The following is a 16350-nucleotide window of genomic DNA, read 5'->3' on the forward strand; positions in this document are numbered from 1 at the left end:
GGAGGCGCAGAAGCGGTTGCGTCATGACGGTTTGGCCGCATGGCGACATGACGCCACCAAGCTCCGCATCATCTACACCGAAAGATCGCGAGGGGGACCGTCGTCGGAGTACAGCCCTGATGACGGCGCAAGACGACAACGCCCGGACAGTGAAGCGACACTGCCCGGGCGTTGCCGTTTTCGTCTCCGAAAATCTTCGTATCTGCGGATGGCACAGGGCTCGGGGTACTGGCCTGTCAGTATGTCGGCGCATCAGTTCATCGCCGCATCACCGCATCACCGCGTCGCAGGTGCCCCCACACCGAGCCGAACCTGTCCACTCAAAAAGCAAAAAAGACCCGGGCGACGGTTCGCCCGAGTCTTTCGTGTGAGTCCGTGCAGAAGGGTTACTGCTCGCGAATCCAGGTCTGCGTGCGACCGATCAGCGAGATGCCGATGAAGCCGCGAACGTCGAGCTTTTTGCCGCCGTCGACGACCGTCATCTTGCACTTGTAGTCCTTACCGTTTTCCGGATCGAGGATGTAGCCGCCAGCGTACTCATCGCCGTCCTTCTTGATGCCACGGATAATCTGCATACCGAGCATCTTCTGACCCTTGCGGCCGTCCGTACATTTGTCGCAGACACGCTCAGGATCGTCGTTGGCGCCGAGGCCCTTGGTGATCACACCGACGTACTCGCCGTCCTTCTCCGAGATCGTGACGAGCGCCTTCGGCTTGCCCGTATTGTCGTCGATGGTCTTCCACACGCCGACCGGCGACAGGTCGTCGGCCATCGCGGACTTCGCCACGCCACCCAGCAGTGCCACGGCAACGAGGGCATGCGCACCCAGACGTCGCCACGACGTCGCGTTCGAAATTTGCATCATGATTGTCATCCTCCCGGATACGGAATTGATTGTCGTAGGACTCACCGTAACCGCGATGCATGCGTCACTTCGCGCGTGAGCCGTTTTGAAGATTACGCCAAAGGCGTAACGCCGTGCTGAGGAAGTCCTCTAGCCGAAAAGCGTCGCTTTGCGCGATTCCACATCGACCCATCCGCGGGGCAGACAACCGGGTGGATGACGTCACCCGACTCCCCCCGACACTCCCCCGACAGTCCCTGACGCTATTGCTCGCGAATCCAGGTCTGCGTGCGACCCAGCAAGGAGATGCCGAAATACCCTCGAACTTCGAGCTTTCTTCCGCCATCGACAACGCGCATCTTGACGCCGTATTCGCTACCGCTCTCGGGATCAAGAATTTTCCCACCGACATATTCGTCGCTCTCCGCGTCCTTGCGCAGACCGCGAATGATTTGCAGGCCTTGAAGTTTCTTCCCTTTACGCGAATCGGTGCATTCCATGCAGCGACGCTCAAGCGCGTCGGGTCTGCCAAGGCTCTTGGTCAGTGCCCCGACGACTTCGCCGTCTCTCTGTGTGATGGTGATGAGCGCCTTCGGATCGCCCGTCTCGTCGACGATGCGCCATACCCCAACGGGTGTCGACGCGTCGCCGGACGCCATCGCAACAAGCGCGTTGCCCGTCAGGATGACTGCTACACACAGGCGTCGCCATGACGCCGCGCTCAGAATCGATTTCAAGATTGCCTTCACAACCCAAACAGAATGATGTGTCGCCGAACCGGGGGCGTTAACGGAATGCGGAATGCGGAATGCGGACCGGCAATCGCTTACAACGGCGGCAAGGCGATGGCGGTCAAACGCCATTGCACCAGATTTCGACGCGTGAGCGTGAACGTCACCACACGCGCCGGCCGGTCGCTACGCGAGACGTGAACGAGGAAGTGATTGAAGTCCTGAAACTCGGTTTGCGTCGTCGTTCGCGGCCGTTTGCCATCCGGTGACCCCGACGCATCCGAGGCCCCCGACGCCGTATTATCGGCGGGCGCTGCCGGGGCCGTCTGCGATGCGCTGCTGTCCGTTTGCGGTGGCGGCGTCACATCGCGCGGTGCGGGTGCGCCCGGTGCCGGTGGCAACCCCGTGCTGTCGCCGCGCAGCATGGCAGCCACGGCTTCCGGCGTGAGGAGTGCTTCGACCACGCGATCCGACACCCAGCCGCCGAGGGCCAGCGCGAGCGCGCCAAAAGCGTTGTTGCGCTGCTTGTCCATCTGACGCGAGAGTTCGTCGTGCAGATTCGTCTTCAGGCTTTCGCGTACGGCCGGATAGTCGACGTATGACGAAAGCGTGGTGGCATCACGGGCGTTGGCGGCGTCGCGCGCACGCCACAAGGTGTAATACGGCGTGCCGAAAAGCAGACCCAGTACCACGACCAGCGCCGCGCCCACCAGGGCAATCAGGGAAAACTTACGCATTGCGAGACTCCGAGAATCGAACAGCGCATGGTAGGCGACGTATTACGACATGCCCCCACCGGCTTACATTGCTTTACAAATCATTACAGCACACCGGCCGCCACCCTCTTACTCTCGAAGCGTAGCCACAATCATCGTCGCGCGCAGGCATGCCCGCCCATTCGGCGGGAACGGTCCGCACGCTACATGCGGCCATTCAAGGCAGTTCAACCGACAAGGAGGTGGCACCATGCGTCACACCCGACTTGTCCGGATGCTGTGTTTCGCCATACTGGCCGGCGCGTCATTGGGCGCAGCGGCCCAATCCACGGGCAGTCGATTCTTCCCGGGCTGGTTCACGCAAGCGCCCGAACGTCCGCCCGGACGCAGCGACAACCGTGCCGGCGCTCGGCCGGCTCCGCCTCGTCCGCAGCAGGAAGTGCGGCCGCAGGGTGACCTGCGCGGCGACATCTACAACCATATCCGCGAACAGCGACAAGCGTCACCGCCCCCGCCATCGCCCGACCCGCGCCAGCGCGGCCGCGGAGATCGAGGGCGCTGACTACCCGAGTGCGCCGGCGCCGGATTCGTGCGACCGGACGAGCGCACTCACGCCACGCACTCACGCCATCAGCTCAGCCCATCAAGTCAGCGACGTATCCACAACACGACGCGGCGCTTCAAGGTATTCCATCGATTGCATTTCCACCAGACGCGACACCGTTCGCGTGAACTCGTTGGCGAGCGTGCCTTCCGTGTACAACTGGTCGGCCGGCACTTCGGCCGACATCAGCAGCTTGACCTTATGATCGTAGAAGACGTCGACGAGCCACGTGAATCGACGCGCCTCCGAAGCCATACGCGGCGTCATCTTCGGTACATCCGACAGCACGACGGTGTGGAACCGGTTGGCCAGTTCGAGATAGTCGTTCTGCGAGCGCGGACCGCCGCACAGCGTATGGAAGTCGAACCACACCACACCTCCCGCGCGACGCAGTGCCTTGAGCTCGCGCTGCTCGATATGCAGCAGCGGACTCTCGTCAGGCACACCGGCAATCTCGCTGAACGCCGCACGCAACGCGCGGTTCGCCTCGTTGCCGAGGGGGTAGTGGTAGACCTGCACCTGCGCCATCGTGCGACGGCGGTAATCGATACCTGCGTCGACGTTGAGCACGTCGAGCTTCTCTTCGAGCAAACGGATGGCGGGCAGCACGCGATCGCGGTGCAGGCCGTCCGGATACAGCGTGTCGGGGCGGTAGTTCGACGTCATCACGAACTGCACGCCGTTCTTGAACAACTCGGAGAGTAGACGGTGCAGGATCATGGCGTCGGCCACGTCGGAGACGTGAAACTCGTCGAAGCAGATCAGGCGATAACGCCTGGCAATACGCCTGGCGAGTTCATCCAGCGGATCGGGCAGCCCCTTGAGCGCCTGCAACTGGTGATGAACTTCGCGCATGAACTCGTGGAAGTGCAGACGCGTCTTGCGCTGCAACGGCACCACCGAGTAGAAGCTGTCCATCAGGAAACTCTTGCCACGCCCCACCCCGCCCCAGAGATACACGCCCTTGGGCAGATCGGGATGCACGAGCCACTTCTTGAGCGTATTCGAGCGCTTGGCCTTGTAAGCGGCCCATTCGTCGTAGCATTTCTGCAGACGCTCGACGGCGCGCTCCTGCGCCTCATCGGACTTGTAGCCGCGCGCGGCCAATTCTTGTCGGTAGTATTCGCGAACGTTCATGCAGTGCGGCGAGGGACCCGCGCCGGGGGGCAAAGGAAATCGGGAAAAAACAAAGGCGAGTTGCCTCGCCTTTGTTCATGCAGGTAAGCGTAAAACGGCTTACTTGTTCAGTGCGCGCTTCTCGACATCGAGGGCGGCTTCACGCATCACTTCCGACAGCGACGGGTGCGGATGGCAAATGCGGCCGATGTCTTCCGACGCCGCCTTGAACTCCATCGCCACCACGGCTTCGGCGATCAGGTCCGAAGCGTTCAGGCCGATCACGTGCACGCCGAGGATCTCGTCGGTCTTGGCATCGGCCAGCACCTTCACGAAACCGTCCGACGAGCCCATGCCCAGCGCACGGCCATTGGCCGCGAACGGGAACTGACCCGGCTTGAACTCGCGGCCTTCGGCCTTGAGTTGCTGCTCGGTCTTGCCGACCCATGCGATTTCCGGTGAGGTGTAGATCACCCACGGAATGCAGTTGTAGTCGATGTGCGGCTTCTGACCGGCGATGACTTCGGCAACCAGCACGCCTTCGTCTTCGGCCTTGTGCGCGAGCATCGGGCCACGCACCACGTCACCGATCGCGAACACGTTCGGCAGCTTGGTACGGCAGTGGTCGTCCACCGGAATGAAGCCGCGCTCGTCGGTCGCCAGACCGATATTGCCCAGACCCAGACCGTCGGTGTTCGGCACGCGACCGACCGACACGATCAGGCGATCGACGTCGAGCGTATGCTCCTTGCCGTCCTTGTCCGTGTAGTTGATCGTGACGTTGTCCTTACCGGTCTTCACTTCGCCGACCTTCACGCCGACGTTGATGTCCAGACCCTGCTTCTTGAACTGCTTGGCGGCTTCCTTGGCCACGCCGGCATCGGCGGCAGCCAGGAATTCCGGCATGGCTTCGAGCACGGTGACTTCGGCACCCAGACGGCGCCACACCGAACCCAGTTCCAGACCGATCACGCCAGCGCCGATCACACCCAACTTCTTCGGCACGGTGTCGAACGAGAGCGCACCTTCGTTATCCGAGATGAGCTTGTTGTCGACCGGCATGCCCGGCAGATGGCGAGCCTTCGAGCCCGTGGCGATGATGACGTTCCTGGCCGTGACCGACGCTTTCTCGCCGTCTTTCACCGGGCTCACGTCGATCTGGTAGCCGCCATCGTTCTTGGCCTTGAGCTCACCGTGGCCCTTGAGCCACGTGATCTTGTTCTTCTTGAACAGGAACTCGATACCGCCCGTCATCTTGTCGACAATGCCTTGCTTGCGCTTGAGCATCTGTGCGATGTCGATCTTGACGTCCGACGTGCTGATACCGTGATCGGCCAGGTGATGACCGACCTTTTCAAATTCTTCCGACGAGGCGAGCAGTGCCTTCGACGGAATGCAACCAACGTTCAGGCAAGTGCCACCGAGGACCATCTTGTCGGCCGGGTTGACCCACTTCTCCACGCAAGCGACGGAGAAGCCGAGTTGAGCGGCGCGAATCGCGGCGACATAACCGCCGGGGCCGGCGCCGATAACGACTACATCAAATTCTTTGTTTGCCATTTTGAGACTCAGTGAAGGTTGACGGCAGGAAGTGGCGCGGTGCGCCGGCCCCATAACGCCTATCGCGCTTGGCCGGCAACACCGCGCAGTGCGCGCTAACGCTTACAGGTCGAGCAGCAGGCGGGCCGGATCTTCCAGCGCTTCCTTCATGGCGACGAGGCTCAGCACAGCTTCGCGACCGTCGATGATGCGGTGGTCGTAGCTCATGGCGAGGTAGTTCATCGGACGGATGACGATCTCGCCGTTTTCCACGACGGCGCGGTCCTTCGTGGCGTGCACGCCCAGAATGGCCGACTGCGGCGGGTTGATGATCGGGGTCGACAGCATCGAGCCGAACACACCGCCGTTCGAGATCGAGAACGTACCGCCGGTCATTTCTTCGATCGACAGCTTGCCGTCGGCGGCCTTCTTGCCGTACTCGGCGATCTTCTTCTCGATGTCAGCCAGGCTCATCTGGTCGGCATTGCGCAGGATCGGCACCACCAGACCACGCGGCGAGCCGACAGCGATACCGATGTCGAAGTAGCCGTGGTAGACGATGTCGTTACCGTCGATCGAGGCGTTCACGGCCGGGTACTTCTTGAGCGCGTGGACAGCGGCCTTGACGAAGAACGACATGAAACCCAGCTTCACGCCGTGTTCCTTCTCGAACTTGTCCTTGTACTTGTTGCGCAGATCCATCACCGGCTTCATGTTGACCTCGTTGAACGTGGTCAGAATGGCGTTGGTCTGTTGCGATTGCAGCAGGCGCTCGGCGATACGGGCGCGCAGGCGCGACATCGGCACGCGCTGTTCCGGACGGCCTTCGAGCGACGTGTCGCGACCCACCGAAGCGGACACCGACGGCAGTGCGGCACGTTGTGCCGGTGCCGGGATCGACGAAGCGGCAACGGCGGGCTTGGCGCCAGCGGCCAGGGCGTCGCCCTTGGTCACGCGGCCATCGCGGCCCGAGCCGGCAACGTCGGTTGCCGACAGGTTCTTCTCGGCCAGCACCTTGGCAGCGGCCGGGCTGGCGATAGCACCCGAAGCACCACCGGCGGCGGGGGCCGCGGCCGGGGCAGCAGCGGCAGCCGGCGCAGCGGCTTCTGCCGGCTTGGCGGCGACCGGCGCAGCAGCGCCTGCCTTGGCTTCGGTATCAATCTTGGCGATGATCTGTTCCGACGTCACGGTGTCGCCAGCGGCGGCGCTCACTTCGACGAGAACGCCGGCGGCGGGGGCCGGCACTTCGAGCACGACCTTGTCGGTCTCGACTTCGATCACGGTTTCATCTTGGGCGATGGCTTCGCCGACTTTCTTCTTCCAGTCGAGCAGCGTGCCTTCGGAAACCGACTCGGAAAACTGGGGGACTTTGACTTCAACAATGGCCATTTCTGGATCCTGGATTCGATAAACGTTCAATTCGGAAATACGGCAGCGGCCGTCCCTGGGGGAGGACGACCGCTGTAAGACCTAACCGGTTACTGCACCACGGTCGCGCCCTTGAGGCGACCGAAAGCCGTATCGAGCAGCGACTTGAGCTGTTCGTAGTGCTTGGCGTAGTAGCCCACGGCAGGCGAAGCCGAAGCTGCGCGGCCCGCGTAGGCCAGCTTCTGACCGGCGCTCATGCCGTCGATCAGGTGGTGTTCGATGTAGAACCACGGACCCTGGTTTTGCGGCTCGTCCTGGGCCCACACCACTTCGGTGAGGTTTTCGTACTTCTTCAGCTCGCTCTCGAACGCCTTGTGCGGGAACGGATAGAGCTGTTCCACGCGGATGATCGCGACGTCGGTCGACTTCTCTTCGCGACGGCGGGCGATCAGGTCGTAGTACAGGCGGCCCGAGCAGGCGATCACGCGCTTGACCTTCTTCGCGTCGATCGAAGCATCGGTTTCGCCGATGATCGTCTGGAAAGCGCCCTTGGCGAGTTCCGACAGATCGCTCACGGCTTCCTTGTGACGCAGCAGCGACTTCGGCGTGAACACGATCAGCGGCTTGCGCAGCTGGCGAACCATCTGACGACGCAGCACGTGGAAGATCTGTGCCGGCGTGGTCGGCTGAACCACTTGCATGTTCTGGTCGGCGCACAGTTGCAGGTAGCGTTCGATACGTGCCGACGAGTGCTCCGGACCTTGGCCTTCGTAGCCGTGCGGCAGCAACATCGTCAGGCCCGAGACGCGGCCCCACTTCACTTCACCGCTCGAGATGAACTGGTCGACCACGACCTGTGCACCGTTGGCGAAGTCGCCGAACTGGCCTTCCCACAACACCATCGTGTTCGGCTCGGCAGTCGAGTAACCGTATTCGAAGCCCAGCACGGCCTCTTCGGACAGCACCGAGTCGATCACCGTGAAGGTGGCCTGACCGTCTGCCACGTGTTGCAGCGGCGTGAACGTACCGTCGTTCCAGCGCTCACGGTTCTGGTCGTGCAGCACGGCGTGGCGGTGCGTGAACGTACCGCGGCCCGAGTCCTGACCGGTCAGGCGAACAGCGAAGCCCGACGAGACCAGCGATGCAAACGCCAGGTGCTCACCCATACCCCAGTCGAGCGGCTGCTCGCCCGCACCCATCTTGCGACGGTCGTTGATGACCTTCTCGACGAGCGGGTGAACCTTGAAGTTCTGCGGGATCGTGGTGATGCGCTCGGCCAGACGCTTGAGTTCAGCGATAGGCACGGCGGTGTCGCCGGCATCCGTCCACTTCTTGTTCAGGAACGGCACCCAGTCGACCGCGTACTTGCTCTTGTAGTTCGAGAGCACCGGATCGATGGTGTGGTGACCGTCGTCCATGGCCGAACGGTAGGCCTTGATGAATCCGTCGCCTTCCTCGGCCGTGATCACGCCTTGCGTGACCAGCTTCTCGACGTACAGCGCGCGCGTGCCCGGGTGTTGGGCAATCTTCTTGTACATCAGCGGCTGCGTGACAGCCGGGGTGTCCTGCTCGTTGTGGCCGAGTTTGCGGAAGCAAACGATGTCCACGACAGCATCCTTCTTGAATTCCTGACGGAATTCGAGGGCCAGTTGCATGGCCAGCACGACCGCTTCCGGATCGTCGCCATTCACGTGCAGCACCGGCGCTTCGATCATCTTGACCACGTCCGAGCAGTACGTCGTCGAGCGCGCGTCACGCGGGTCCGACGTGGTAAAGCCGATCTGGTTGTTGATGACGATGTGCACCGTGCCGTGCGTGCCGTAACCACGCGTTTGCGCGAGGTTCAGCGTTTCCATCACGACGCCCTGACCCGCGAAGGCGGCGTCGCCGTGAACTTGCACCGCCAGCACGCTGGCCGCGTCGGCTTCGCCGCGACGGTCCATACGGGCCTTGGCCGAGCCTTCGACCACCGGGTTCACGATTTCAAGGTGCGACGGGTTGAACGCCAGCGACAGGTGGACCGGGCCGCCCGTCGTCGAGACGTCGCTCGAGAAACCCTTGTGGTACTTCACGTCACCTGCCGGCAGGTCGTCGACGTGCTTGCCTTCGAATTCGGCGAACAGGTCCGACGGCATCTTGCCGAGGGTGTTGACCAGCACGTTCAGACGGCCACGGTGGGCCATGCCGATCACGATTTCCTGCACGCCCTTGCCACCGGCGTGGTGGACGAGCTCGTCCATCGCCACGATGAACGATTCGCCGCCTTCGAGCGAGAAGCGCTTCTGGCCGACGAACTTGGTATGCAGATAACGCTCGAGGCCTTCAGCGGCCGTCAGGCGTTCGAGAATGTGCTTCTTCTTTTCAGCGGTGAAGTTGGGCGTCGCACGCACCTTCTCCAGACGCTCTTGCCACCAGCGCTTTTGCACCGGATCGCTGATGTACATGTACTCGGCGCCGATCGAGCCGCAGTACGTGTCGCGCAGCGCCTTGAGCAGGTCGCGCAGGCTGGCCTGTTCAAAACCGAAGTACGTGTTCTCTGCCGAGTACACGCTGTCCATGTCGGCTTCGGTCAGGTCGTAGAAAGCGGGTTCCAGTTCCGGAATCGCCGGACGTTCCTGACGCTTGAGCGGGTCCAGATTGGCCCAGCGTGCGCCGAGGAAGCGGTAGGCGGCGACCAGCGACTGCACGTGCACCTGCTTGCGGGCAACGGCCAGGTCGGAAGCACCGGCATGCGACACGAAGGCATTGGCCTTGGCGCGCTGGGCGAACGACTCCACGATCGGGGCGTGAGCCACGTCGTTGGCGTTGGAACCATCAACAGCGGGAACGTTTTGCAGCGCGTCGAAATACTGGCGCCAATTGTCCGGCACGGAAGCCGGATTATCTAGATACGATTCGTACAGTTCTTCGACGTAGGGGGCATTGCCGCCGAAGAGGTACGAGTTCGCTTGGAATTGTTCCATCAAACTCATTTTGCGCTCACCTTTTCTACGAGTGTCTCGAGAAATAGCGGGTTACGAAACCTTCCGCGACACGGCCTGACCGATTAGCGGATTGCGAGAATCAAGTGGTGCTTGGAAGGACCTGATCAATCACGGCGAGGAGCATAGCACGTTTTCCCGGCAGTCACCGCCCCGGAAAGCCGTCACACGGGGACTTGCGGGGTGCCCGCCGCATACGTCCCGCCGCCCTCTTCTCGTCGCGTCGAACGGTCATTCGCGCCGCCGCGATCGTGCGCACATCCGACCCCGATTTCGCATCACCTGCCCCCGAACCCACCACGAACATGCCGTCATCGCGCATACGTCCCCCACGCGCCGGGCGCATGCCTTTGGGTTGGCGCCTTATGTTCATATGGAAAATCGATATATAAGAATAAAATTTTATTATTTTAATTTCTAAAGTCCGGACGATATGGTGTGAATATCCCCTTGCCGGTCCCTCTGGGGGGACGCTTGACGGGCCCGCCCCGCCGCAGCGTCCTCGCTGGCCGGCCTCTGGAGCCGGACGGACATGCAAGACACCACGCCGCTTACCTCCCAGCAAGCCCAGTTGCTCAGCCAACTGGTCGACGGCCTCTCCACCGAGCAACTCGCCTGGGTGCGGGGTTTTCTGGCCGGGATCAATCATTCGGTACGTCACGCCAACGCCCAGGCACCGGTCACGGCAGCGACCAGCGCCGCCGCTTCGCTGACGATCCTCTACGGTTCGCAGACTGGCCACGCGCAAGACGTCGCCGAGCAGGCCAAGGCGCGCGCCGTGGCGGCAGGCTTCAAGGTCGATCTGTTTGCGATGGGGGACTACAAGGCCTCGCGTCTGAAGCACGACAAGCTGCTGCTCGTTACCGTGTCGACGCAAGGCGAAGGCGAGCCGCCGGACGACGCCCGCGATTTCTACGATTTCCTCCACGGCGAGAAGGCCCCGAAGCTCGACGGCACGCGATTTGCCGTGCTCGGGCTGGGCGATTCGAGCTACGAGAAGTTCTGCCAGGCCGGCAAAGACTTCGATGCCCGTTTGGCGGCATTGGGCGCCGAGCGTCTCGTGACGCGGGTGGATAGCGACATCGACTACGACGCCCCGGCCGAGCGCTGGATCGACGACGCCATCGAGGCCCTGCAACGTGTAGCGGCAGTTGCCGCGCCGACGGCCACATCCGGTGCCACCGCCACCGACAATTTCATGCTCGCCGCGCTGGCAGGCAGTGTCGCCCCCGCAGCAACGCAGAGCCCGTACACCCGCAAGCACCCATTCAACGCCACGGTGCTCGAGAACATCACCTTGTCCGGGCGCGGCTCCTCAAAAGAAGTCCATCACGTAGAACTGTCGCTCGAAGGCGCTGGGCTGACGTACGAGCCCGGCGACGCGCTGGGCATTGTGGCCACAAACGACGACCGGCTCGTCGACGCCCTCATCGATACGCTCGCGCTCGACCCGCAGGCCACGACGACCACGCAAGACAGCACGCTGTCCCTGCGCGACGCCTTCCTGCGCGCCTACGACATCACCACACTCTCACGCGCGTTCCTGGAAAAGTACGCCGCACTCGCCGAATCGACCGAACTCCGGGCGCTGCTCGGCGCAGGCAACGAGACAGCACTGCGCGACTATCTCTACGGGCGCGACGTACTCGACGTCGTGCGCCAGTTCCCCGCACGCAAAGTGAAGGCGGCCGAGTTCGTCGGCACGCTGCGCGCGCTGCAACCGCGCCTGTACTCGATTGCGTCGAGTCTCGCTGCGAACCCCGACGCCGTGCACATCACCGTGGGGGCGGTTCGCTACGACAGCCACGGACGTGCGCGTCGCGGCGTGGCGTCGACCTATCTGGCCGACATCGCCCGCCAAGGCGAGACGGTGCCGATCTACATCGAGGCGAATCGCCACTTCAAGCTGCCGCCGGACACCAACGCGCCGGTCATCATGATCGGTCCGGGCACCGGCATCGCGCCGTTCCGCGCATTTGTGGAAGAGCGTCAGGCGCTCGACGCCCCCGGCAAAAACTGGCTCTTCTTCGGCGAGCGCAACTTCCGCACCGATTTCCTGTACCAGCGCGAGTGGCAACGCTACGTAAAAGACGGTGCACTCACGAAGATCGACCTCGCGTTCTCGCGCGACACCGACGACAAAGTGTACGTCCAGGACCGTATGCGCGAACGAGGCAAGGACCTGTATGCCTGGTTACAGGAAGGCGCGCATCTCTATGTATGCGGCAACGCCGACCGGATGGCGCGCGACGTGAACACCGCACTGACCGATGTCATCGCGACGCACGGCGGCCTCGCACCGGACGCCGCAGCCGAATACGTGAAGACGCTGCAACGTGAAAAGCGTTATCAGCGCGACGTTTACTGAGCGCCATTCCGTGTCAGCCGGTTCCTCCAGACAACTCTCGCGCGGCCGGATCAGCCACTACCGCCCCCGCCCGCGCGCACCGAGACAGCCGCCACATGACGAAATCCACGCAAGCTCACTCCGCACCGTCAGCCCCATCGGCCCCGCGTTCCGAGGTCGAGAAGCTCAAGGACGTCAGCCACTATCTGCGCGGCACGATTGCCGAGGGGCTGGCCGATCCGCTCACGGGCGCGATCTTCGAGAAAGACGCGCAACTGCTCAAGTTCCATGGCGCCTACATGCAGGACGACCGCGATCTGCGCAGCGAACGTCAGAAGCAAAAACTGGAACCGGCGTATCAGTTCATGATCCGTCTGCGTATGCCGGGCGGCGTCTGCACGCCGGGGCAATGGCTCAAGCTCGACGAGCTCGCGCAAAAATACGGCGGCAACACGATTCGCCTGACGACGCGCCAGACGGTGCAGTATCACAACGTCCTCAAACATCAGTTGCGCCCGCTCATCCGGGGCATCGACGAAGTGGCGATGACGAGCATTGCCGCGTGCGGCGACGTCAACCGCAACACGCTGGTGTCGAACAACCCTCACCTCTCGCCCGCGCACGCCGAAGCGCTCGACTGGTGCCTGAAGATCGATCGACACCTGTTGCCGCAGACGAGCGCTTATCGCGAGATCTGGCTGGGCGAGAAGCGTCTGGGCGCTGACAAGGAAGACCACGAGCCGATCTACGGCAAGCACTACCTGCCGCGCAAATTCAAGATCGCCATCGCCATCCCGCCGAACAACGACGTCGATCTCTACGCCAACGATCTGGGCTTCATCGCCATCGTGGGCAACGACGGCAAGCTCGAAGGTTTCAACGTGTCGGTCGGCGGCGGCATGGGCATGACGCATGGCGACGCCGCGACGTATCCGCGCACGGGCGCGGTCATCGGTTACATCCCCGCAGATCGCATTGTCGACGTCTCGGAGAAGGTGCTGCTCGTACAGCGCGACTTCGGCGACCGGACGAACCGCAAGCATGCTCGTCTGAAATACACCATCGACGACCGCGGTGTGGCGTGGTTCAAGGAAGCACTCAATAGCTATCTGGGCTGGGATCTGGCCCCCGCGCGCGCGTTCCGCTTCACGACCAACGGCGATCAGTACGGCTGGCTCAGGGGCGCGGACGACCTCTGGCATCTCACCCTATTCATCCAGAACGGACGGGTAAAGGATTGGGACGATTACCGTCTGATGACGGGCCTGCGCGAGATCGCCAAAATCCACGACGGCGACTTTCGCATCACCGGCAATCAGAACCTGATCGTCGGTCGCGTGAGCGAGGCGAAGAAGCCGCAGATCGAAACACTGGTGGCATCGTTCGGCTTGCTCGACGGCAAGCATCAGAGCGCGCTGCGCGTCAACTCGATGGCGTGCGTGGGTTTCCCGACATGCGGTCTGGCGCTGGCCGAGAGCGAGCGCGCGCTGCCCGGCCTCGTCACGCGACTGGAGACAGTGCTGGAAGACGCGGGACTCGCAGGCGAGCCGATCACCATTCGCATGACCGGCTGCCCGAACGGTTGCGCCCGGCCTTACATCGCGGAAATCGGTCTGGTGGGCAAATCGGCGGGGAAGTACAACCTGTACCTCGGCGCGGGCTTTCATGGGGAGCGTCTGAATAAGTTGTACAAGGAGTCGGTCAGCGAAGACCAGATCGTTGCTGCGCTCACGCCGCTCTTCCAGCAGTACGCCAGGGCGCGCGAGCCGGGTGAAAAATTCGGCGACTTCCTCGTTCGTCAGGGCGTGGTCAAGGAAGTGATCGAAGCCCGCGAGGACTTCCATGCGTAAGCAAGTTGCGTGCATGCGAGCCTGCGTCTGCAGACGGCCCCCGCGCCCCCTCTCTACGATTCGCACACAGACCCCGAAGAACACGGTCGAAACACCGAACACGAGAAACCACACGTCGTTTTCGTTTTTGTGATTTCGCTTCTTTTTTCCGCGCGCTATCGAATAGTGCGGGACAAATAGCAAAGCCGAATGAAGTTACCTCACTGAGAATCCCGGGCTTCAGCGCCGCTGCATCGATTGACGATAGACGTGAATCGATTGCCGGCCGTTTTCAGTGAGGTACGTCAATGCGAAAGAAGCAGTCCGGCATCTTTCTGGTTTCCGCGGCCATCGCGGTAGCGATCGTCGGCACCGTGGTCACATTCTGGGGCATCAATTATGCGAGGCAGATGCGCACCGAACGGGCGGAGCGCGTCGGCGAAGCGCTCAAGGTTGTCGGCAACGCGGTCGATACGTTCGCCGTGAAGTATCACCGTGAAATTTCGGAGGTGCTCGCCGATCCCAACAAGCGCCCGAGCTTCACCGTCCAGGGGATTACTTTCAGGAAGAAAGACAGCTCATTTGACGGCAAGGTGGCTTATCTGGATAACCTCTCGGCCGAGAATGTCATCCGGGCGCTCAAACTGCCCGGCGTGAGTCGCACGCCGCCGCCCGGCCTCGGAAAATATGCGATCCAGATCTCTCGCACCTGCGATGTCCCGCAATTACCGGAGACCTGCCGCCTCGACTCCCTCACGTACCTCACGGAACCGATGAAACGAAGCTATTCGTCGGCGCCGGATTTCAGTCTCGCGGCAATTGCGGCGCGCAAGATCGGGGCTTTGGGCGGCATTTCCACGAAAGACGACCCGGCACACTTTCGCTTCATCGATGGCCCCGATACGACGATCGCCGTGGGCAATCCCGCAGGCCTGCCCGGGCTTATTGCGGTGCGCGGCGGCGCACTGACCGACGCCATCGACATCGACGTGCGGCGCGACGGTTCGTTACCCATGACCGGCAAGCTGGACATGAAAAGCACCGGCCCCGGCGGGGAGAAAAGAAACGACATCGTCGGCGTAGGGAAATTCGACACGCAGAGCATTATTGTCGCCGGCGAGGGCACGATCCATGGCGGCCTGACGCTCGGGCACGACCTGAATCTGGCGAGCACCAAGAAGAAAAGCAACATCGTCGGCGCTGGCAACATCGAAGGATCGGGCAAGCTCTCCATGAACTCGCTCGACGTGCAAAGCGCAGACGTCGGCGCGCTGAAGGCGTCGGAGAGCGTCGCCATCAGCAAGAACGCCACCATCGACGGCACGCTGATGGTCGGGAGCGAGACCAAACGCGCGTCGAAGCAATCCGCGACCATCGTCACGGGAGATTCGGTGCAGGCGAATTCGCTCAAATCCGGGTCGGGCATTGTCGAACTCAAAGACGCCGTCACGCCGGGAACGACATGCAATGTGTGGGGAATCTCGCGGGACTCCGCCGGCAGAGTGATGTCGTGTCAGGAAGTCAATAATAAATGGGTGTGGAAGCTCTCGGCGCCGCGGAACAAGGACGAGGTGCCCAAGGAGATCATCAAAGAGATTACCGACACCGTCTACCGGGACGCGCGATGGACGATCACGGAATTCGACCTGATGACCTACGCCTGGATCAGGATATTGACCAGGGGCTCGACGAAGTATGTGCTCACCGGGGCAGGGGGCGTTGTCTTCTGCACGCTCGACTCACAAGGAAAGCCGGTCGTCGACGGTGTAACCATCGATTACAAGAGCGGCACCTATACCGTCTCCGGCCCCACCCGGCGTCGCGTGGTATGTCTGGCAAACGGCAACAACGGCAGGCATATGGTCATGAAACAGACCTCCGAGACTCCCTATTATTCCAGCATCGAAATTCGTCCCGCCGCTGTCATCTCGAATCCCGGCGAGGTCAACCGGCGGCTCGAACGTCTCGCGATGCCCACGGCATTGCCCGGCCCCGTCACAGCACAAACCATGCTGGGCGGCCTCGGCGGCGGAGGTGGGGATACGACCACACGGATTGAAGGAGCGACGTCCTGCACAGTGGACTGGACACGCTCCAGCATGGGCGGTAACGGCGGCAATTATCGATTCGCGGCGGTCTTCGAAGCCGATACGGACGGAACGCCCATGCTCAGATATTCGAGCATGGATCGGATCTGGGTATCGTGCAATTTCAGGACCGTTGCGGACGCCCGGCGAATCGGGTTCCAACTGTAGCCGACAAACGTGCGCCGTA

10 protein-coding genes are annotated in these 16350 nt (G+C 62.3%); 3 read left to right on the plus strand and 7 right to left on the minus strand.

Going from position 1 to position 16350, the window contains the following annotated elements; genetic code table 11:
* Positions 1 to 386: 386 nt before the first annotated feature.
* The 7 genes from ACIPHM_RS12615 to ACIPHM_RS12645 form a co-directional block, all read right to left on the minus strand.
* On the minus strand, positions 387 to 866 hold the full coding sequence (locus tag ACIPHM_RS12615) for a DUF2147 domain-containing protein (protein ID WP_400328305.1): 480 nt from the start codon (positions 864 to 866) through the stop codon (positions 387 to 389).
* A 242-nt stretch (positions 867 to 1108) separates the two neighbouring features.
* Positions 1109 to 1708, minus strand: a complete 600-nt coding sequence (locus tag ACIPHM_RS12620) for a DUF2147 domain-containing protein (protein WP_400328308.1) — start codon at positions 1706 to 1708, stop codon at positions 1109 to 1111.
* The gene (locus ACIPHM_RS12625; protein ID WP_400328312.1) at positions 1672 to 2313 is read right to left on the minus strand and encodes a DUF2939 domain-containing protein; all 642 of its coding nucleotides are present in this window, start codon (positions 2311 to 2313) and stop codon (positions 1672 to 1674) included. Before ACIPHM_RS12625 ends, ACIPHM_RS12620 begins: the two co-directional genes overlap by 37 nt.
* Positions 2314 to 2935: 622 nt before the next feature.
* The gene (gene zapE, locus ACIPHM_RS12630) at positions 2936 to 4033 is read right to left on the minus strand and encodes a cell division protein ZapE (RefSeq protein WP_400328313.1); all 1098 of its coding nucleotides are present in this window, start codon (positions 4031 to 4033) and stop codon (positions 2936 to 2938) included.
* A gap of 99 nt (positions 4034 to 4132) precedes the next feature.
* On the minus strand, positions 4133 to 5572 hold the full coding sequence (gene lpdA, locus ACIPHM_RS12635) for a dihydrolipoyl dehydrogenase (RefSeq protein ID WP_400328315.1): 1440 nt from the start codon (positions 5570 to 5572) through the stop codon (positions 4133 to 4135).
* A gap of 102 nt (positions 5573 to 5674) precedes the next feature.
* Positions 5675 to 6940, minus strand: a complete 1266-nt coding sequence (gene odhB / locus ACIPHM_RS12640) for a 2-oxoglutarate dehydrogenase complex dihydrolipoyllysine-residue succinyltransferase (protein WP_400328317.1) — start codon at positions 6938 to 6940, stop codon at positions 5675 to 5677.
* Positions 6941 to 7029: 89 nt separating this feature from the next.
* A complete protein-coding gene (locus ACIPHM_RS12645; RefSeq protein ID WP_400328319.1) occupies positions 7030 to 9891 on the minus strand; it encodes a 2-oxoglutarate dehydrogenase E1 component in 2862 nt (953 codons plus the stop codon).
* 541 nt (positions 9892 to 10432) lie between these two features.
* On the opposite strand from ACIPHM_RS12645, the gene ACIPHM_RS12650 reads away from it, so the two are divergent.
* From ACIPHM_RS12650 to ACIPHM_RS12660, 3 genes are all read left to right on the plus strand, one after another.
* Complete coding sequence (locus ACIPHM_RS12650) at positions 10433 to 12268, plus strand: assimilatory sulfite reductase (NADPH) flavoprotein subunit (protein ID WP_400328321.1); 1836 nt, start codon at positions 10433 to 10435, stop codon at positions 12266 to 12268.
* A 95-nt stretch (positions 12269 to 12363) separates the two neighbouring features.
* Positions 12364 to 14097: an NADPH-dependent assimilatory sulfite reductase hemoprotein subunit gene (locus ACIPHM_RS12655; protein WP_400328323.1), complete on the plus strand. Its 1734-nt coding sequence runs from the start codon at positions 12364 to 12366 to the stop codon at positions 14095 to 14097.
* A gap of 287 nt (positions 14098 to 14384) precedes the next feature.
* Complete coding sequence (locus ACIPHM_RS12660; RefSeq protein ID WP_400328324.1) at positions 14385 to 16331, plus strand: hypothetical protein; 1947 nt, start codon at positions 14385 to 14387, stop codon at positions 16329 to 16331.
* Positions 16332 to 16350 lie beyond the last annotated feature (19 nt).

The sequence above is a fragment of the Pandoraea sp. NPDC087047 genome, from assembly GCF_044745225.1.
In the GTDB taxonomy this organism is placed as follows: domain Bacteria; phylum Pseudomonadota; class Gammaproteobacteria; order Burkholderiales; family Burkholderiaceae; genus Pandoraea.

Excerpts from the sequence above, each read along its gene's own strand:
- ACIPHM_RS12615 (WP_400328305.1), bottom strand. The coding sequence starts at position 866 with ATGATGCAAATTTCGAACGCGACGTCGTGGCGACGTCTGGGTGCGCAT.
- ACIPHM_RS12620 (WP_400328308.1), bottom strand. The coding sequence starts at position 1,708 with ATGGCGTTTGACCGCCATCGCCTTGCCGCCGTTGTAAGCGATTGCCGG.
- ACIPHM_RS12625 (WP_400328312.1), bottom strand. The coding sequence starts at position 2,313 with ATGCGTAAGTTTTCCCTGATTGCCCTGGTGGGCGCGGCGCTGGTCGTG.
- zapE (WP_400328313.1), bottom strand. The coding sequence starts at position 4,033 with ATGAACGTTCGCGAATACTACCGACAAGAATTGGCCGCGCGCGGCTAC.
- lpdA (WP_400328315.1), bottom strand. The coding sequence starts at position 5,572 with ATGGCAAACAAAGAATTTGATGTAGTCGTTATCGGCGCCGGCCCCGGC.
- odhB (WP_400328317.1), bottom strand. The coding sequence starts at position 6,940 with ATGGCCATTGTTGAAGTCAAAGTCCCCCAGTTTTCCGAGTCGGTTTCC.
- ACIPHM_RS12645 (WP_400328319.1), bottom strand. The coding sequence starts at position 9,891 with ATGAGTTTGATGGAACAATTCCAAGCGAACTCGTACCTCTTCGGCGGC.
- ACIPHM_RS12650 (WP_400328321.1), top strand. The coding sequence starts at position 10,433 with ATGCAAGACACCACGCCGCTTACCTCCCAGCAAGCCCAGTTGCTCAGC.
- ACIPHM_RS12655 (WP_400328323.1), top strand. The coding sequence starts at position 12,364 with ATGACGAAATCCACGCAAGCTCACTCCGCACCGTCAGCCCCATCGGCC.
- ACIPHM_RS12660 (WP_400328324.1), top strand. The coding sequence starts at position 14,385 with ATGCGAAAGAAGCAGTCCGGCATCTTTCTGGTTTCCGCGGCCATCGCG.